Raw genomic sequence first — 20,919 nt, 5'->3', positions numbered from 1 at the left:
GGAGTCGTACTCGTCCTGTGCATTTCGTGCCCCCTCCACGATCGATCAGCAGGATCGGGATCGCATCCCGGCGGACCGAAGCCATGATTCTTGCCCGAGTGTCTCGCTGCAGGCAAGGGATCGGCCTGTCATTATCCAAGCGATGAACTTCGGACCGAAAACAGGTTTCCTAGTCGCTCATCAGAATCGGTGAGCGGCGATGGCGGATATATCGAAGTGAGGCTGCGGCCCGCAGCAAGTGTCAGCTTTGCCGTTGCCAGTGCCTGCGTCACTCCGGAGTGGCTACGGCCGAATCCATAGAATAAGCGGTCACACGACCGGGCAGCGCCAATGCACGGTAGACGTCAGGCGGAGACGGACGATGGCCCACGCATTATTCAACTGCCTCAGCGGACCGATGAAGGATCTCGGTTCGCCGCCACTCGGGTGCGGAGACGATACTTGCGAGTTTCACCTGGCCGCGACATGCGGAATTCTTGACACGTCGCCGTAGTGGCCATCTTTCGATCAGATGGCATTATCGGATGGATGACAGCCTTGTCTCGGCCGCAATCGCGCCCGCCGAACACGCCTAATTCGGTTCTGTGCTTGCGCAACGGGATTGCCGCTGAAACGTGGTCGCGGTCACTTCCCGCGAGCGGCGCGAACAGGGTTCTGCAACATTTTGACGTTGCCGGCGGACCATGAGTCAACGAAGTCTACCCAGCAATTTCGTCAAGCCGCTGGTCCTGGTCGCGTTCGGATCACCACCAGCAGACCAGAATCTTGTTTCAAGTGGTTTGCGATTCTTTCGCGAGCTCGTCCATCACCTGCTTCGTCGCTCGGTACGCGAGATCAATCATCTCATCTATCTCAGGCTCAGATACAATGAGAGGGGGAGCGAAACCAAGAATATCTCCGTGCGGCATTGCTCGCGCAATCAGGCCTCTATCACGGGCCGCCTTCGATATGCGGGCGCCCACCTTGATCTGCGGATCAAATCGACGTTTGGTTTGGCGATCTGCAACAAACTCGATCGCGCCGAGCAAGCCCACGCCTCGCACTTCCCCGACGATCTCGAGCTGCGCAAACCGTTCCTTCAGTCGCTTTTGGAAGTGCGAGCCAACCGTTTTGGCGCGGTTGGTTAGCTCCTCCTTTTCGAAGATGTCGAGTACTGCGTTTGCTGCAGCGGCCGCAATTGGGTGGCCAGAATAAGTATACCCATGAGAGAATGCACCGACTCGATCGGCCGCCTCCTCCATGACGTTGTAGACCCGCTGACCGACGATGGCGGCCGAGAGCGGCATGTAACCTGATGTCAGACCTTTGGCGACAGTCACCAAATCTGGCTCCATCCCATAGAGGATGCTGCCGAAGTCTGCGCCCGTTCGGCCGAAGCCACAGATCACCTCGTCGGCGATCAGAAGCACATCGTACCGCCTGAGAACTGTCTGGATTTCACGCCAATACCCGGTCGGCGGCGGCGTGATGCCCCCCGTACCCAGCACGGGCTCAGCGATAAAGGCGCCGATCGTTTCCGGCCCCTCGCGCAGGATCAGCTGCTCAAGTTCAGCCGCACGTCGGCGAGAGAAAGAGTCCTCCGTTTCACCCGGCTCAGCTCCCCAGTAGTGATGCGGGCTCCCGGTATGCAGAATGCCTGGAAAGGGTAGATCCATGTGGTCGTGGTAGAAGGACATGCCGGTCATCGAGCCGGAAATCACTGAGCAACCATGATAACCCCGCTCGCGCGAGATGATCTTCTTTCTCCTGGGCTGACCACGCAAATTATTGTAGTACCAGACGAGCTTCGCTTGTGTCTCGTTGGCATCGGATCCAGACAGCCCATAAAACACCTTGCTCGGCGCACCCGGTGCCATGCGCACGAGGCGGTCCGACAGAGTTGCCAGCTCTTCGGTCGTATGGGCAGCATAAGTATGATAGTAAGCCAGCTTGTATGCTTGGCGCGCAATTGCCTCGGCGACCTCCGTGCGGCCGTAGCCGACGTTTACACAATAGAGACCAGCGAACCCGTCAATATAACTGCGCCCTTCTGCATCCTTGATACTGACACCCCTGCCGTCCGTTACGATGGTTGGATCGCCGATTTTACCTGTCGCGAAATCCTTGAGCTGAGTAAAGGGATGCAGAACACTGGAGCGATCTCGTTCAGCGACAGTCTTGATATCAGTCATGCCAGTTCTCCTAATTCGCTAGATCGCCGAAGCAGACGTACTTGAATTCCATGTATTCGGCTAAGCCGTGTCTCGAACCCTCACGACCGAGACCGGACTGCTTCCACCCGCCGAACGGAATCGGCGGCCCAGTGAATGATGCCGTATTGATACCCAGCATCCCGCATTCGATTCGCTCAGAAAGTCGGAGCGCCCGGCGTAAGCTGTCTGTGTAGACGTACCCGGCCAGCCCCATCTCGTTAGCATTGGCTCGGCCTATGACTTCTTCTTCAGATTCAAACGGGAGCACAGCAGCCACTGGCCCAAACGTCTCGTCCTGGGCGACCAGCATGTCTTCCGTGACGTCACTCAGCAGCGTCGGAGGAACGAAGTTGGGACCCAAACCAGCTCCCTGATTGGCAGAGAATACTCGCGCGCCCTTTTTCACCGCATCGTCAATTTGGGACAGACATTTGTCGGCGACCGACAACTTGGTCATCGGCCCGATGTCGGTCGCAGATTTCAGGCCGTGACCGACCTTCAATTGACCGGCCGCCCCAGCAAATGCCTCAACGAAAGCACCATAGATGCTCTTTTGTACGTAGATTCGGTTTGCAGCGAGACAGTCCTGCCCGGAGGTTGCAAATTTTGCGGCCATCGCCCCCTTAACAGCCTTTTCGAGATCCACATCATCGAAGATGATGAAGGGGGCATGCCCGCCCAGCTCGAGCGACACCTTCTTGACCGTGTCCGCCGCCCCCTCCAGGAGCAAACGCCCGACCTCCGTAGAACCGGTGAACGATAGCGCGCGTATTCTTGCATCGCGCAACAGCGGGGTCGCCAGTTCGACAGACTTACCAACGAGCACTTGCAGTACGCCGCGCGGAACCCCGGCCTCTTCGGCCAGTCTGGCCAGGGCCAAAGCAGAGAGCGGCGTCTCGGGAGCAGGCTTCACGATAATCGGACAACCGGCCGCAAGAGCAGCCCCCGCCTTTCGAGTGATCATCGCGACAGGAAAATTCCACGGAGTAATGGCCGCCGCAACCCCGATTGGCTGCATCCTGACGTGAAGTAGACTACCGAGCTTGTGGCTGGGGATTGTCTCACCGTAGGCACGCTCTCCTTCTGCAGCGAACCATTCGAGGAATCCAGCACCGTACGCAATTTCGTGGCGCGCCTCAGCCAGCGGCTTGCCCTGCTCGCTCGTCACCAGGATTGCGAGTTCTTCCGAATGGTCGCGCATCAATGAGGCCCAAGACCTAAGGACCTCTCCACGCCGCACCGGCAGCAAATCGCGCCAAGAAGCAAACGACCGTTCAGCCGCCACGATCGCCAGATTCATGTCTGCGGCAGAGCAAGAGGCAACCTCCGCGATCTCTTCTCCGGTTGCGGGATCGACAACAATCCCTCTTTTCTCGCCCACAATCCATCGTCCGTCGATCAGCGCATTTCCCGCCACAAAATCGCGGCGACGGAGATTCTTCAGGTGTCGGATCGCAAGACCGGACAAATGAGGATTTTTGTGCCGAAAAGCTTGATGAGCCATCTGAACCGTGCGGTCATTTCTTGAAATTGCCGGAGCAATCAGGATACTGATGTCGCAAACAGATTTGCGTCGCATTTTCCTTCCGTTCGGAGGATTTCCTGCAATGCGCCGGCAGTTTGCGAGGGAATGCAGCTGGGGCTGGAGACAACTATGAATTACGATCGAATAGACGTCCGGATCCTAGAGATCGTGCAGAAGAACAACCGTCTGACTTCCGAGGTCATCGGCGAAATGGCGGGGCTTTCCCCAACCGCGTGTCAACGCCGAATGAAGAGACTCCGTTCGGAAGGTATCATTGAGGCCGACGTTTCTATCGTCTCCGCAAGGGCGGTAGGACGACCTATTCAGATGCTTGTGCTTGTGAACCTGGAACGGGAGCGTTCAGATATCATCGATAGATTCAAGAAGGCCATCAAAACGTCAGATGAAGTCGTCAATGGATTCTACGTCACCGGCGATGCTGACTTCGTCCTCTACATCACCGCTCGTACGATGGAAGACTATGAGCAGTTCACCCGACGGTTCTTCTATGAAAATTCTGACATCAAGGGCTTCAAGACGATGGTCATAATGGATCGCGTGAAAGCGGGCTTTGCTGTTCCGATCGAGCCTCCGCCTAACGACTAAGGCGTGTATTCCATCCCTGGCCGCTTAATGCTACCGGAGCACCGGAAAATGTCGAGAGATACATCAGTGAGCCGCATCAGCGGCGAGATTATTATCACACGGGGCGATCCTGTTCCGGTCGAGCATTTGAATGCGCGCGGAGCATAAAATCAAACAGGTTTACAGGCGATCAAATTCTCAGTTTAGGTTGTTAATAGACGTCCGGCAAGCGTTAGCTCTGGCGTCGATCCTTTCTCTACGCGCTTGTCATGATAGAACGCGAGCAAATCACGTGGCGAGTCTTCTATGAAAGCCTGACCGCAAGAGGGGCCATAAGGGATCGCGTAAAGCCCGGGCGCTACGATCGAGCCTCATCAGGCGACTTATACTGCTACTTCACCTCACTTATTCATGCGCCCGCGCCTTTTCATTGCTTATTCGCGTAGAATGCATAAAATCGGCACCGGCGTTCCTCTACTCTATGCTCCCGTCGACGAGCTGAAGAGAAGTCTTCTCTGATCGAAGTGCGAATGGCAAGCTATCTCATGAATATTGCGTTGCATTTTGTTGCGTGAACCATCCACCCTTTGAGCCCCCCACAAGAACAGGAACTCCGCGGTTGAAGAGGTTCGTTTGATGCTCGATCGAGCCTCGTCCTAACCGACCGAGATGTAACGCCATGCCCACCTGCTGCGCGAGTGGCGTCCAATTCCAAAACAGGACACGGGAGGTCGGCGCGCCGCGATCGAGCAATAGCGCCACTCGGCCGTCAAAGTTCAACCGGCGCGAGGAGCGCTTGTCGCTCAGTCTATCATGGCGAGAGGCGAACCCTCGCGGGCCGCGGCAGTTGCGAGTCGCTGGCCAGTCAGAGCCTTGGTCGACTCATGAGTCCCCTGAAGCAGCATACGCAGCTCGAATGACATTGATGGGGACGTCAACAATTTTGGGGGCGACTAACTCCACCACGGCATCACTGATTGTGGTCACGAGAAGGTATGGGAGGCAAGCCAGAAGTCGAGATGACGCACCCCTCCAACTCCGCGCCGTCCGGCACCGACGGGATCACGGCGCCGCTGCGCTATCCAACTTTCCGCCGCATCTGGCTTGCGAGTTTGCTAACCAATCTTGGCATTCTGATCCAAGGCGTCGGCGCAGTCTGGGAGATGACCCAGATGACGTCTTCGGCGGATCGAGTGGCGCTGGTGCAGACGGCGCTCCTGCTTCCTATTATGCTGATTGCGATGCCTGCAGGCGCAATTGCCGACATGCACGACCGTCGTATCGTGGGGCTAATTGCACTCTCGATTGAGCTATGCGGAGCAACCGCGCTGACCGTCCTTGACTGGTCGGGTTTCACTACGCCGACTCTATTGCTAGCGTTCTGCTTTGCGGTCGGCAGCGGCATGGCCCTCATGGGCCCCACTTGGCAATCCTCGGTGAGCGAGCAGGTACCCTCAGAAGCACTGCCTGCGGCGGTCGCACTGAACGGCATCAGTTATAACATCGCGCGAAGCGTTGGCCCGGCGATTGGTGGCATTATCGTTGCATCAGCTGGGGCGAGGGCAGCGTTCGCCCTCAACGCGCTACTCTATCTGCCGCTCATGCTCGCGCTTTTCCTTTGGAAGCGCATCTCGGAACCCGCTCGTCTTCCGCCCGAGAAGCTCAACCGTGCCATCGTGTCGGGTGTGCGCTACATCATCAATTCTCCATCGATCAGGATCGTGCTGATGCGTTCAATGGTCATTGGCGTGATCGGCGGGGCGATCATTGCCCTCATGCCCCTGGTAGCGCGCGATCTCCTGCATGGCGGCGCGCAGACCTATGGCATCATGCTCAGCGCCTTCGGTCTGGGCGCCGTGATCGGCGCCCTGAATATCACGAAATTGCGGAAGCTCATGACTGGAGAGGCAGCGATTCGCGCGTGCACTCTGTCTATGGGTGGGGCGATGGCCGCAGTGGCGCTGAGTCGCGAGCCAGTTCTCACAGCAGCCGCTCTGATCTTGGCGGGGGCGGTGTGGATGATGTCCTGGGTGCTGTTTAGCGTTGGGGTGCAGCTTTCGGCCCCACGCTGGGTGGCGGGACGGTCACTCGCGGCCTATCAGGCCGTGAGCTCGGGCGGAATAGCGATTGGTAGCTGGGGTTGGGGCCAACTAACTGATGCCGCTGGAGTGGATACAGCGCTCCTGGTTTCGGCAGCTTTAATGCTCGCCTCCCCACTCCTTGGGCTTTGGCTCCCCATGCCGCACATTGGCGAGCGGGGCCAAGAGGCTGAATTCCTCGCCGACCCAGAGGTGCGGCTAGCGCTGACCGGCTGCAGTGGACCGCTTGTGGTGGAGATTGAATATCGGGTCGCGCAGGAGAATGCGCACCGCTTCCACAATCTCATGCAGGAGATCCAGCTGTTTCGACGACGTAACGGTGCCTACGGGTGGTCGATTGCGCGCGATATAGCGGATCCCGAACTGTGGACGGAGCGGTATCATTGCCCGACATGGCTAGACTATTTGCGCCAGCGCAATCGTTCGACGCAGTCGGAGCGCGCGCTGGACCAGCAAGCGGTGGCTTTCCACATCGGTTCTCAGCCGGTGCGCGTCAGACGCATGCTCGAACGCCCGTTCGGTTCGGTACGCTGAAGGGAAGATGCGCACAATGCTGAAGCTGATCGCCTCGATCGACGCGACGCAGGAACTCCTCCCACTTCTTCCCTCGCAACTCAGACCTGGCCCGGTTTGCAGCCCGCGTGCTCCCTGATATGCGGTCATATAGCTTCGAAAAGATGGCACGCAGCGACATCGCCGCCCGCATTGTTGAGTACGTTGAGAAAAGCGATCCACGTGCACAGCGCGCTCTAGAGCAATCGATGCGAGAAGCGCTCGCACACATAAACAGCCGGCCTCCCGCGCGAGGTGATCGCGCAAGCTTCTTGTCCAGATGGGAGAGAATAATTAAATGTCTGGAGCTGTAGATGGCGAAGCGCCCTATCAACGTCATTGTCGCTTATCTTAAGCAAAAGCAGATCGTGAGCCACTCCCCCTCTGCAACAATGCTCTTAAATGCCCGGCATATTCATGAATTGACATACAGTCTCATCTTGTGGCGCTTTAGGCTGAAAGGACTTCCGGTGCACTCAAATGTTTTTATTGAAGAAATTGCTTCAGATGCGCTGCAGATTTTGCCTCAAATCATGATGGGCTACAGCAAAACAGCAAAATTGCTCATCCGAGGGATCATTGAAAATGTCCTTCGACACATTTACTTCGCAGACCATCCAATTGAATTCGGCTACATGAATAGCGACAAAAAGTGGTTTCTGCCTTTTGACGAATTGGCAAGTTACGCGAAGCGCCACCCTGAGTATGTCAAAACAGAACGCAAAGTTGCTGCAATCGAGCAACTGATTAGCTTGTACAAGGATCTTTCCGGCGGAGTGCATGGACGCAGCGTTCGAGACCTTGAAATGCGAACGGCGCTCAAGAAAATTTCAATACGACGACCAGACAGCCACGACCGAGCTTTCGTGTCTCCGCAAGATGACAGCAGCGGTGAACTTCCTCCTAGCAATTTTCCATGCTGAGGCCGTACGAAACTTTGCAGTTGAAGATAGAAGAGCGATCCTAAGATCGATGCCGCGCAATGCTCGCGAAGTTTGGAGCGACCACGAGTAGCTCCCAGAGAGGTCAAGAACGCGTTTTTCTGCCGCCGATCCTTCCATTACTGTCCAGGTTTTTCTGCCTGTGCAACGGCCGCTTCAAGGATTGCACTGACTGAGGCCGGCACTTCATTGACGCTATCTTCAGCATCAACGGCCGCGCCTTCGTAGAAGAGGAGAATGCCCGCTAAGATCGTGACATCCGCGGAACTGGCACCCCCAGCAACACCACGATGAGGTATCAAGGATGTCGCCAGCCCCAGAATAACAGGGTAAATTCTCACAAGAGCTCTCGCGCCTACCGTGCAATGAAGGCAACGAAGCTGCTAGTGGATCCACACTCAATCGCTCAATGCCCGTCAAAGCGCCGACTATATGCAATGGCGCCGTCGCGGAGAGCAAGAGCCGGTTTAGCGAAACGCCCGATCCAGAGAAGCCGTCAAGACGCGGCTTGAGTAACAGCATCAAGCGTACTCTGCTCGTTCGCTGATCGCACATTGGATCTTTGAAGGGCCGCCCGCCGCCAATCCAGGAGGCACGATCACCCGTCGCGATCGCTTTGGATTGTATCACTTGGTTGGGATGATGCCTGATGAGGCCAAGGAGCACTCTCGATCCCTGGCGGAATGTGCTAATTCTCCTCGCCTGAACTCAGCGAACTGGCGCAACATGACGAATAGCGCGATCATTCCAGCGCCGAGCTCAGCAACGGCTTGACTGGCCAACAATCCACTGAACCCCGATATCGCAGGAAATAGGAGTACGGCCGGTATGAAGAGATACCCCTGCCTGGCGAAAGATACGACCGCGCTGAGGCGTGCTCCCCAGCGACTGAAGCATTGTCGTCACGAAACTCTGGATACCGTAAAATCCAAAGAAAAGATGAAAGACGATGCAGCTCGAGACGGCAATTTCGGTGACCTTGGCGCTATCGCTGAACAACCTGACCAACGGCCGGGCAAAAACGATAACGGCTGCAGAATACGCAACGGAAAGCGCAACGGTGATAGAGACCATGAATTTCGCAACCTTCATTACACGGACAAAGTCGCGCGCGCCCCAACCGAACCCCAGGACAGCTTGAGAGCCGATACAGAAGCCGGTGATAGGCAGCGCGCCGATCGTCAAGATTCTTACAGCTATTCCCACCGCCGCGATGAACTCGTCACCGAACCTCGCAGCAGCTCCGTACAAGAACATACCGGCAAGAGCGGCTAAGATGCTTGTCGTCGTCGCCGGCGCCCCAATGAGTGTGAGCTGCCTGATGCGATCTAGTCGCAACGAGACCTGAGATATACTGACGAGCACAGTACCGAGCCGCTTGGTAAAAAACGCGATGTAGAGGCTTATAGCGGCGATCTGTGATATCAGCGTCGCCAGAGCTGCGCCGCGCACACCTAAGCCTAGCAAGAAAATGAAAATAGGATCAAGCAAGGCGTTCAATATGAAAGCGGTCAGCATCGTCCACATACTGAATCGTGTGTTGCCTTCAGCTCTTGCGACGAAGCCGCTGACGATGTTTAGGAGCATCAAAGTAGACCCCGGCAAGAGGATCGTGGCGTAGTCGAGCGCGATGGGCAGGATGGTTGGACTTGCCCCAAGCACGACGAAGATGTCTCGCAGGCTTACAAGCAGGGCGATGGTCATAATCACCCCGATGGGAGCGGCGAGCGTGAGCGCCGTACTAGCACCTCGGCTCGCCTCTAACTCATTACCATCACCAAGATGACGAGATATGAAGGAGGCAGTACCCACACCAATCCCCTCTCCCACGGCCGCGAGCACGACAATGAGCGGCGTCGTCATGCTGACGGCTGCAATCGCCTGCGCGCCGAGTGAGCCAACAAAGATCGCGTTAAGGAGCTGCTGTAATGCGTTGATCGACAAGCCGATAACAGATGGAATGGCGAGCCGCAGGAGAAGGCTTGGGAGATTCTGGTCCGATAGATCGATGTGCCGGTTTTTATTCGGCATCGCATCGCGACTGCTTTTGACGACGAGCTACGCACTGCGCTTATCCATGATTTACGCCGTCTTCAGCTCAACGAATTCATTGATCGTCTGCATCAGCTCCTGTTGCAAGACCGTGCAAAGATGGCGGGTCACCTCATAATCGACCATGCTCGGATCAAACGTGGTGTCGATCTGTAGACGACCCGATTGATATCCGACCTCGAACCAGAAGAGATGGACCGCCGCTGCTTGATGCATGTGTTCGCCGATCCAAAGCGGACAAGGGTCTGTGTCTAGAAAACGGCGTGTGAAATGACGCTGCAAACCGGCGCGATAATTCACCCCAATTCTGGGAAGTGGCAGGCGATCGAGCCGACACCGCAAGGCTGGATCTCGGTTTAGGAATTTCAGAGCCCGAAAGCCTATTCCCCCGCGCGGCAGCGCATTGCGCTGCCGGTATACTAGACGAGCTCGGTCGGAACGCGACTCTCTTCCGGTGACCTTCAATGGAAGCGGAACAAGCTCGCTGATAACGCCAATCATCTGAGATGGATCGAAATCGTCAAACAGTCGACCTCGTGTCGAGGTCAGCCTATCAATCCAGAGCGAATAGTTGCCGAACAGGGCTCCACACACACCGGACAGGGCAGCAAGAAACACATCAAAGTCCTGACAATGCCCTGATCTGGCTCCAATACAAAGTAGACCGGCTGTCGCTTCCCCGTCGATCTCAAGATGGTGCTTGGCCCGATCTAACCGCGAACGGCCGTTCGCATCCTGCCAACGACCTCCGAGGCTTGCATCGTGAAGCCCTCTCGCGCTTCCTTCGGTAACACTCGTGCCGCGCGATGAGGCATCGCTGACACGGAAGTTGAATTGATCGTAGTCGATATCCTCCCAGTACTTGAGTTCGTCTGGTGCTTCTCTGTCCGCGTAATGCTCGAGGCGCTTCAACCAGGAAGAGAGCCTTTGTACGGTCCCGAGGCCATTCACATCATGGCCTGCAGCAAGAGCGTTGTATGCGTCCTCCAATGCTTCCAGGAATAGCCGATAACCCATCCCATCCGCTACGAAATGATGCACCAGCACCAGCAGATAGTAATCGCCGCTTTCCGAAGTACGGAAGGCCGCGACGTGAACAAGAGGCGTGTGGCCGTCAAACCGAAACATGTGCTGATGTCTTGCCGAGACGCTCTCGATTGTCCTGCGCTGGTCTGGACCGGTCATCCGGACGAGATCGATCTCCTCCACGATACGCTCAGTCGGACAAGCCCCAATCCCCAGCCGTAGTCCATCTTGGGTTCGGGCAACGCGGAGCCTAAGGCCTTCGTGCCTCTCGATGACATGGGCGAGAGCGCGGTCCAGGATCTTGATGTTCAGGATGCCGCCCCGCAAGAAGAACAGATCGCCGATGTTGAAATGCTCGTCAAAGCCGAGAAGAGAATTCCAAAACGATATTATGGGGGGCACAGGCAGCAAGCTATCCGCGGAAGCGACGGGTACCGCCTCCGCTTCCCCGGCCGCCAACTCCCTGATGGTCGGCGTTCGATAAAGTTGGTTGACGGTGAGATTCAGCCCGGCTTTGCACGCCAGCGTGACGCAACGCACGCTCAGAAGAGAATCGCCGCCGATATCAAAGAAACTGCTGTCGATTCCCACCCCCTTGGCGCCTAATAGATCCACCCAGATCCGAGCAAGAACTCGCTCGTTGCTGGTGCGGGGCTCAGCAGATGGACTGGTTTCTATCTCGCGGTAAGGAACGGAGGATAGGCGAGTACGGTCTATCTTTCCGCTCGTCGTCAGGGGAACACTGTCAACCAACCTGAAGGCTCCAGGAACCATGGCAGATGGCAACCTGTTGCGCAGGTGGGCGAGAATCTCTCCAGAGCTGAGACTTTCGCGAGCGGGCACCACGCTCGCCGTCAAGCGGCGATCGTCATCGATGCCTTCTGCGAAGACCGCGGCCTTTGCGATTGCCGGATGCAACTCAAGGGCCTCTTCGACCTCCTCCGGCTCGATGCGGAAGCCCCTCACCTTGATCTGGTTATCCGATCGGCCGCAAATCTCAAGAAGGCCGTTGGTTGAGATGCGTGCGATGTCCCCACTTCGATAAAGCACGTTGTATTGTCCGCTATCATGCGGATTCGGCAAGAAACAGCGGTCAGTCCGATCTTGATCCCGCCAATACCCAGCGCTTAGACAGCGGCCTGCGATGCACAGTTCGCCAGGGGCTCCAACAGGCACTCTCTTCAATCGTGAATCGAGTACGTAGAGTTTCACGTTGTCGATTGGCCGCCCCACTGGGACAAGCGCCGAGTTGTCATGCGTAGCCGATGTTTCGTGCACGGCTGCATTTGACGCACATTCCGTCGCACCATAGAAGTTCCACAACGGCACGCCCGGAAAAGACGCACGCCAGCGAGCGGGCAGCGAGGAAGGCATCGGTTCGGCGCTGCTCGTGACCAGTCTCAAGGCGGTCCTTTGCGGTTGCCGTTCCTGGGATCCGATGAGACCGGACAGAAGTGGCGGAGAGGCAAAAAACCGTGTCACGCGACGTTTTGCCAAACTGCAGAACAACAGATCCGGATCTAGCACCTGCTCTTGGGTGAGGATCAGCGTGGGCACACCTCTCAGAAGTCCACCAAAATACTCCCAAGCGGACGCAACAAGGCAGGCGGACTTCTGGACAACCATGACGTCGGTGCCATCGAAGGGAAAGCACCGCCACATCCAGTTCAGCCGGTTGAGAATGGCCGCTTCCGGTATAAGAACCCCCTTCGCCCGGCCTGTGGAGGAGGACGTGTATATGAGGTTCGCAATTCGGTGATCTGACGGTGTGTCGCTAGGCGCGAAATCATCCGTCGACACGCCGCTCGTTTCTAAGGGCAACAGACAAATCGAAGGTATCTCAAAGCCGGGCTCCCTGGTATTCGCGTGAACCAAGAGCTTTGCCTGACTATCTCGCAGGATATGTTGGATCCGATCACGCGGATAATCCGGCGCTATCGGCACAACAACAGCATCCAAGCCTCGCGCCGCAAGCATCACAGCGGCAACGTCCGGCGACCGGTCAACAAGCATGGCGACCAGATCGCCGGCCCTCACCTTCATATCCCGCAGTAACGAGCGGATAGCTGCTACGCGCTCACGCAGCTGGCCAAACGTGACCTCCCCGAACTCGCCAAAATATGCTACTTTGCCGTGATTAGGGACGCTGATCTGCTCGAACGTTTCAACAAGAGGACATTCAGATTCATATCGCTGGATCGACCCATCCAGCGAATGCAGTATAGTGAGGTCTGAGGCGCTAAGGCAGCTTAGCTCCTCAATTGGCACAAGTGGTTTATCAACGCAGGCCGCAATCAGACAGCGCAGATTGTTGGCCATACGAACAGCAAAATCACCGGAGATTACGTCTTCCGCATACGCCAACTGAAGCGCAATCTCATCCCCGTGATCTTGCGCGTACAGTGTTAAGTCGAATTTGACATAGCCTGTGTCGTACTCGCGGAATGTCAGAGCCAACGCGTCCCGACCAACTGGTTCGGCGGCTTCGGAGTACATGTTGAACATGACCTGGAAGATCGGTGATCGACCCGGTTCGCGACATAACCTGGTGTCCCTGACCATCCATCCGAATGGATACGCCGAATTTGCGATAGCATCGCTGACCAGGCTCTGGATGCGCCCGGCATGAGCAGCAAAGGACTGACCGGCATCGATCGCGGCTCGGATCGGCAGCATATTCAGAAAAAAGCCAATGATATCGGCGCTGCCAGGTTGATCCCGTACAGCGTGTGGCATGCCGACGACAATATCGTCCTGACCGCTATACATTCGTAGCAGCAGCTGGAAGCACGCCAGCAGTGTTGTCGACGTGGTGCAGCTATTCTGACGCGCGAATTCTCTTACCCGGCTGGATAGATCGCCGCCAAGCAGCACTGGATGCGAGCCGCCCCGGTATGATTTTTTTTGAGGGCGCGCCCTTCCAAGCGAAAGCACCGGTGGATCATCACCAATCTGACGACGCCAATAGTGACGTTGGTTCTCCAGCGCCTCTGGAGAAACGTGTTGTTTTTGCCACGCCGCGTAGCCCGAGAGTGACGCACGCTTCTCTGGCCAAGGCGCCGCAGCATCTAAATATCTCTGCTGAAGATCTCTGAGCAGAACAGAAATCGACCAAGCATCGAGAATGATTTCGTGAGCGGTGATCAATATAAGATGATTGTCGGGACCAAACTGGACCATGCGCGCACGAAACAGGTGGCCCTGTCTGAGATCGAAATTGTCTTTCAGCTCCGTTCGCCGAAACTGTGCGATGAGCTCCTCACCCTGGGAGGAGGTGAGATGAGATGCATCGATCAATTCAAGATTTGTGCATGGCGGAGCATCAAAGCGCTGAATTGGACCGTCTTCGTCGATAAAGCGCACCGAAAGTGCCTGGTGGGAATGAATGACCTCGGTCCAGGCGCGATTGAACCGAGCTAAATCGATGTTTCCCTTAATCCGCAGCCCGCCCTGAATGATGTAGTTCCGCGCAGATGGATCGAGCTGAGCCAAAAACCAAAGGTGCTCCTGGAGGTGCGTCAGAGGTGATCGGTTTAGCTTTCGGCACGTCAAAGCCGTGCATGGATTGCGCTCAGTCCGAGCCTCGATCGAAGCGGCAAGAGATCGAATTGTGCCATTCAGGACCAGTCTGAAATCAGCTCTCACGCCGAGCAAAGTCTGCAACTGCCCCAATATAAGCATCGCGCGGAGCGAGTCTCCGCCGAGGCTTATGAATTGGTCATTCACACCTATGTTCTCGATACGCAAAATGCCGGACCAGATTTGACGTAGCCGGACTTCGAGGTCTGATTGCGGCTCCTCGAAGGGCGTTGACAATGCCGGCCGAACACTCCCCGGCTCGGGCAATGCTGCAAAGTCGACCTTTCCGTTCCTGGTCAGTGGAATACCGTTGACGTGAATGATTCTTTCCGGAAGCATGTAGCTGGGGAGCGCCTCAGCAAGAAATTTCTGAAGGTCGCTTTCCGCCAGTTCAGCTGAAGCCGACACATACGCAACCAGCCGCCGCGATTCGGCGTGCGCCTCCGCCCCAGCTATATCGCGCGCCGTAAGCTTTACACCTGCGCAGACAGAGGCGACTGCGACGGCGCCATGCACCAAGGGATGAGCGGACAAACGAGCTTCGATTTCTCCCAGCTCGATTCTGTGCCCGCGAATCTTGACCTGACGATCCCGTCGACCGAGACATTCCAAGAGGCCGTTGGAACGGAGGCGCCCAAGATCACCTGTGCGATATAGGTGCCGGAAGGACAGGTCGTTTGAGAACGGGTTTGGCCCAAACGCATCCTTGGTGCGGACATGGTCATTGACGTAACCGGCAGCGACACCGACGCCGCTAACGCAGATTTCTCCGATTTCTCCTACATTGCAGAGCCGTGGTCCGTCCGCGACATAAACCTCAACGTTTTGAATTGGCCTGCCGATCGGCACATAAGGCTCAGCCAGCGCAGGCGGCACGGAAACCAGATGATGCGTCACGCCGTCGGTGCACTCGGTCGGCCCGTAATGATTGAGAATGGAAACGCGAGGATACAAGGCAAGCCACGCACGCGCCAATCCAGGCGTTAGAGGTTCTCCGACCGTAGAAATAATCCGCAAGCCATCCATGGCTCGCTCTGCCGCGGCAAGCGATTGCAGATATTCAACAAACACTGCCAGCATCGATGGAACGAATTGGACGACCGTAGCGCCGCTTCGTTGAATCGCTTGAAGGAGCGATGATGGCGATCTCAGTGTCGCATCATCGATGATTGATACAGAGGCCCCGACGCAAAGCCCAGAGAGAAGCTGCCAAAGCGAGATATCAAAGCAGTGCGATGCCGTTTGCGCGACGCAATCCGTCCGAGTGAGACTTAGAGCATCGATCTTTGCCGCCAAATGATTGTTTAGGCCGGCGCGCTCGATCATTGCGCCCTTAGGCTGGCCCGTCGAACCAGACGTAAACAGAATATAGGCAAGTCCATCCACGTGCGGCGATGGCACGACAGCCGAGGTCTGGACCTGGCGCAGGGCCGCCTCTATAGCTACGAATGGAGGAGCTGCTTTGCTGCTCTCCTGCAAGAGGCTGAGCGATTCCGGCCGGTCTCGGCCCATCAACAAAGCGCAGCGGCTCTGCTCGATCATGAATGATGTACGGGAAATCGGCAGGGATGGATCGAGCGGTAGGTACGTTGATCCAGCTTTCAAAATTGCGATGACAGCCGTCGCCCAGTCGAGGTCCCGCCCTCCCCAATAGCCGACAACCGCGCCGCGAGCACCCTGCTCTCGTAAGGTCCTTGCAAGGGCATCCGATCTTGATCGGAGGGCCTCATATGTGAGTTCGTCTGCGCCGTGCCTCAGCGCAACTCTCTTCGGATCCGAAGCTGCAAGCCGATTGATCGCCGTGATCGCGTCAACCGGTTGACGTTCCGCAGACAGCTTCTTGCCGGATTGATTTTCCGTAGGCACGCGCCCCACCATTCGTCGCCTTCTTCGTCGCCCAAATCGGAACGCCGGAGCTCGTCATCGAGGTGCGCATGCGCAGCCACCCTGATTCCGCACGTCGTAAGGTTTTGTCCGTATGACCTTCTCGCTGTTCGCTTCTGGCTCGATGATCGGCAGAGGGACAGGAGGAGGACGCTAGGACCGCGCGTCCAATTTGGCACCTGCCTACTCTCGTAGTGGACCTGCCATCGTCTGCACGGCACCCGCAACCAACGCGCCCACAGGCTCGTTGCGGCTTGTGGTGAGCGTAATTGTCCGATTTCCCGGCACTTGAGCCGGCACCACCAACCCATTGAGCATGTTGGCCACCGGTCGGTGCAGCTTGTACGGACGAGAGGCTTCTTACCGTAATCACCGCCGGACCGATGGTGTTCAAGCCGGTGAGCGCCGCAACAGGGACCCGGCGGCGCCTCAACATTACAACGAGTTATCGAAGCTCGCAGCAGCAGTCCCAAGCTCGGCCTTGAGGTCATCCAAGTGCTGGCACCGACAAACAAAGCGCCCGATCACCTCGTCACCTAAATCGAATAGCTCCGCTTATTTGGCCGCCAGTCAACGGAGAACGATTTATGGCTATAGATAGCGCGAGGTGGAAAGTGAGACGCCGTGTCATCGCGTAGCGCCCCGGGGCGAGCACAAACCGCTGTGGATAGGCCCCGAGGGCATATTTACCAGGTGGCGCACGGTTGAACGGCTGGTCGTCCGCAGGGATGTATGGCCCACGTAGACTTCGCTTACAGAGACGCAGCCTACCCACGGGAGGCCTCTGCCTGAGGATTAATCCATCCCAATGCGCTTGCCAGACTTGCTTGCCTTTGCGGTCTCGGACGCGGCAGATTCCTTTCCACAGCTGGCGAAATGCGAGGGTCGCGTCCCTGCTCCCGATCGGCAGGCTTTACAAATCAATCGGTCCGATTTTGGCGCGCTCCGCTCAGCTATTCGGGCCCGTCAATTCAACGATGCTGGACTGCATGAGCAGCATCATCCACGCAACAAATCTCAGCCTCCTGATGCTGCCAACGGCGAGCACTAGTTCGGCTTGTGCGGTCTGCTCACCGTATTTCCAGGCGCCGTTGTGTGCCCCCCGGGCAGTCCGCCGGTACTAGATGCGATTGCGACCTTAGTGGGCTGGGGGGAGACTTGCGACGTGTGTCGTTAGGCTGAGATTTATTGTCCGTCAGCCGACGCGCAACCTGGTGGCAGGTTTGGTGGGGCAGTGCCAGCTGCTCGCATGAAAGGTGGCCGATGCCGCGAGGCCTAAATGCCGCAGCGGGATCTCTCCTGGGCGATCGTGACCGGGTCAAGGCCCAACATCACGTCGCGATCGATACCGAAATGGAGGCGATAGAGCCACCAGATTGCGCAGCACCGGTCACAATCGGAGAGTGCCCGAGCGCGCTTTATTGCGGCTGCGACGCGCGCTATTGGGTTCATGACACGTCTCATCTGGCGACCTGAACGTCTCGGGACCGGTGCTCTACATTTTGTGAGTACTTGGTCGGTGACGGTCCGCTGTCGTGCGCCTGCGTCGGCAAAGGATTGGGAGCTGAGGTTCATGTTTGCCATGGAATTGCGCGTCTCGAATCTTGATAGGAACACATATGTGTCCGACCTGTCCGTAACCTTACGATGCAAGTACTGCTTCCCAAACACCCAGATCTGGTAGGGCCAATTGACAGCACTCTTATGCGATAGTTACGCGGTGGCGCGCCGGTTCGCAGACCCGATGCTGGTGCCTCGAACCGATAGGAGTCGATGGCGTTGGCTGCACCTCGAAAACACGGCGCAGCGCAGGTCCGGAGCCATGATATCGCCTCGACTTGTCGATGGCCGGTGGCCCATCCTGAGCTTTATTTGCGCCTGATGTAGCCGCTCCTCGCGACTGGCCGTTAACTGGAGACGGTGATCCATCTGCGACTTCCTGCCGCTGTGAGGATGCGGTCAACGAACGTGTATTCGTCATTTGAACGACTCGCCGGCCGACCACCTAACCGATTGGACACGCGATATAGCCAGGGCAGCAAAGCGGGCCGCCCACCAACACGGGTCCGGTACGGTCGAGAGCGCGTTGCGCAGCCTGTTGGGTCGTGTCCCCAGTGATGGTGTAGCTCGGTAGAGCGAAGCCGTCCGCACGCGCGCCCTCAGATAGCGCCGTAGCGGGCGGACGGCTTTGCGGTGGTCACCGGCAGTTCGCCGGTAGGATCGGGTTGCTGACACCAACCTGATTCGAGGAACCACCGATGACCGACGAGATGATGAACCTTCGCGCGCTCGTGGAGAAGGCCCCAGACGCCGATCTGCTTCGCGAGATGATTGGCTTTGCCGCCCAACGATTGATGGAGCTGGAGGTCGCCGGGCTGACCCGAGCGGCCTACGGCGAGAAGAATGCCGAGCGCCTTGCCCAGCGTAACGGCTACCGTGACCGGACCTGGGAGACGCGCGCCGGCGCGGTCGAGCTGCGCATTCCCAAGCTGCGCAAAGGAAGCTACTTCCCGGGCTTCCTGGAGCCGCGTCGGATGGCCGAAAAGGCGCTCACCGCGGTGGTGCAGGAAGCCTATGTGCAGGGCGTCTCGACCCGATCCGTCGATGATCTGGTCCAGGCTATGGGCATGACTGGCATCTCCAAGAGCCAGGTGAGCCGACTGTGTGCCGAGATCGACGACAAGGTGAAGGCCTTCCTCGCTCGCCCGATCGAGGGTGACTGGCTGTATCTGTGGATCGACGCCACCTACGTGAAGGTGCGCCAGAATGGCCGGATCGTCTCGGTCGCGGTGATCATCGCGGTCGGCGTCAATAGCGACGGCCGGCGTGAAGTTCTCGGCATGGACATCGGTCCCTCGGAGGCCGAGACGTTCTGGACCGCGTTCTTGCGCAAGCTCGCTCGGCGCGGGCTTCGTGGCGTCAAGCTCGTGATCTCCGATGCGCATGAGGGCATCAAGGCCGCCGTCAGCAAGGTGCTCAACACCGCCTGGCAACGCTGCCGCGTCCACTTCATGCGCAACGTCCTGGCCCATGCCGGCAAGAGCGGAAGACGCGTCGTCTCCGCCTTCATCGCCACCGCCTTTGCCCAGGACGATGCCGAAGCGGCCAGGGCTCAGTGGCGCAAGGTCGCCGACCAGCTCCGTCCCAAACTGCCAAAACTCGCCGCCTTCATGGATGAGGCCGAGCCAGACGTGCTCGCCTATATGAGCTTCCCGCCTCAGCACCGTGCCAAGCTGCATTCGACCAATCCGATCGAGCGCCTCAACGGCGAGATCAAGCGGCGGACCGAGATGGTTGGCATCTTCCCAAATGAAGACGCCATCGTTCGCCTGGTCGGCGCGATCCTGCTCGAGCAGAACGACGAGTGGGCGGTTCAGCGGGCCCGCTACATGACGCTGGAAACCATCGCGCCGTTGAGCGATGATCCCATCGTCGGCTTGCCCGCCGTGGCAGGCTGATGCCTTCCGACCCGCCGGAAAATCGGCGGTGACCTGCCGTCAGCTACACCACGCCATGGGACACGATCGCCTGTTGCGGCTTTCACAAATATTGAGACCAAGCGAATACGAATTTGGCGCGCACCTGCCACTCTCTGGGGACCATCCTTCAACTGAGCAGACAATGCATTATCATGCTGTGCGCACACGCATGCTCTAAGACCAATTTCCTGGTCGCGATGACCGGGGTCGTTGAAGTCTGTACTTGCCACGCCTATACCGCAGAGAAGATCCTTTGTGCCAGGCTCGGGAGCGATCGGTTTCATTTTTGGGTGCGCGCGCTGTTCGGGCGGTCAGCGGCCGCCAGTGAGCATGGTCCGCAATCGGCCACGACAGCTGCTGTTCTTTTGTGAATTGTCGCACAGGTTTCGTCAGCTTTTGGAAAGCTAGCGAGAGTACAGAGGCGCTAGGGTTAGCGAGGCGTGGTAGAGACAGCGCCATTACCAGAATGGGACAGCGCCGAGTCACGTTCCTGCTAACCTCAATCTGCAGCGCAGGCGCGGCAGGGACAGCCCCCGATCCAGTCCCAACCGACCGGCGCCGAGTCGCGCCCGCGCTGCTTCCGGTGTCGGAGAAACGAGCCGCGCTGTCATGCTTTTTCAAGCACGGATACCCGTCGCTTGTGCCGAGGGAGATCGACGACGTTAAATTTAGCGGCGCGCGTGGACTTTCAAGCGATCGCGTCCACACCTCCCGTCTTATCCCGCCAACATTTCCCGGGCTCTGACATGAGCGGCAGCGTGTAAGCCTTTTTCACGCAGCGGAGCGCTTTAGTATACTGGGCATCTCCAATCCCTCCGTGAGGTAGCGGATCAGCCTAGAAAGTAGCGGACAATCCAACCAATTCAGGTAGGTGATTGGCAGTCGTTCTCAGTCTACAACTTGGCAGCACCCTACAGGGCGGCAAAGTGTCAGGCTGGATACCGAATCGGGTAAGGCCGGCACCAAAGTTAGCGGCGCGTGGCAGGGACAGCGCTTTGCAGGGAT

Annotated in this window: 8 protein-coding genes; 4 read left to right on the top strand and 4 right to left on the bottom strand. The window is 57.5% G+C overall.

The features are described 5' to 3' along the window. Nucleotides 1–770: 770 nt before the first annotated feature. Both WN72_RS09380 and WN72_RS09375 read right to left on the bottom strand, forming a co-directional pair. Nucleotides 771–2,171 (bottom strand): aminotransferase, encoded by a 1,401-nt coding sequence (locus WN72_RS09380; protein WP_092218217.1) that lies wholly within the window; start codon nt 2,169–2,171, stop codon nt 771–773. A 10-nt stretch (nt 2,172–2,181) separates the two neighbouring features. Beyond that, the gene (locus tag WN72_RS09375) at nt 2,182–3,660 is read right to left on the bottom strand and encodes an NAD-dependent succinate-semialdehyde dehydrogenase (RefSeq protein WP_092218246.1); all 1,479 of its coding nucleotides are present in this window, start codon (nt 3,658–3,660) and stop codon (nt 2,182–2,184) included. 186 nt (nt 3,661–3,846) lie between these two features. On the opposite strand from WN72_RS09375, the gene WN72_RS09370 reads away from it, so the two are divergent. The 3 genes from WN72_RS09370 to WN72_RS09360 all read left to right on the top strand — a co-directional run bounded on the left by WN72_RS09370 (nt 3,847) and on the right by WN72_RS09360 (nt 7,876). Continuing rightward, a complete protein-coding gene (locus WN72_RS09370; RefSeq protein ID WP_092218245.1) occupies nt 3,847–4,323 on the top strand; it encodes an Lrp/AsnC family transcriptional regulator in 477 nt (158 codons plus the stop codon). 998 nt (nt 4,324–5,321) lie between these two features. Next, entirely contained in the window at nt 5,322–6,935 is a 1,614-nt protein-coding gene (locus WN72_RS09365) for an MFS transporter (protein WP_092218244.1), read from the top strand. A 332-nt stretch (nt 6,936–7,267) separates the two neighbouring features. Beyond that, complete coding sequence (locus WN72_RS09360) at nt 7,268–7,876, top strand: hypothetical protein (protein ID WP_092218216.1); 609 nt, start codon at nt 7,268–7,270, stop codon at nt 7,874–7,876. Nucleotides 7,877–8,653: 777 nt separating this feature from the next. Here WN72_RS09360 and WN72_RS09355 read toward each other — a convergent pair. Next, entirely contained in the window at nt 8,654–9,925 is a 1,272-nt protein-coding gene (locus WN72_RS09355) for an MATE family efflux transporter (RefSeq protein ID WP_244553885.1), read from the bottom strand. A 51-nt stretch (nt 9,926–9,976) separates the two neighbouring features. Continuing rightward, on the bottom strand, nt 9,977–16,429 hold the full coding sequence (locus WN72_RS09350) for a non-ribosomal peptide synthetase (protein WP_092218215.1): 6,453 nt from the start codon (nt 16,427–16,429) through the stop codon (nt 9,977–9,979). A 2,264-nt stretch (nt 16,430–18,693) separates the two neighbouring features. Between WN72_RS09350 and WN72_RS09345 the strand changes: the two genes are divergently transcribed. Continuing rightward, complete coding sequence (locus tag WN72_RS09345) at nt 18,694–19,893, top strand: IS256 family transposase (RefSeq protein ID WP_194483003.1); 1,200 nt, start codon at nt 18,694–18,696, stop codon at nt 19,891–19,893. Nucleotides 19,894–20,919: the final 1,026 nt, after the last annotated feature.

The organism is Bradyrhizobium arachidis, assembly GCF_015291705.1.
Classification (GTDB): Bacteria; Pseudomonadota; Alphaproteobacteria; order Rhizobiales; family Xanthobacteraceae; genus Bradyrhizobium; species Bradyrhizobium arachidis.
This window is presented reverse-complemented; position numbering and strand designations above follow the sequence as displayed.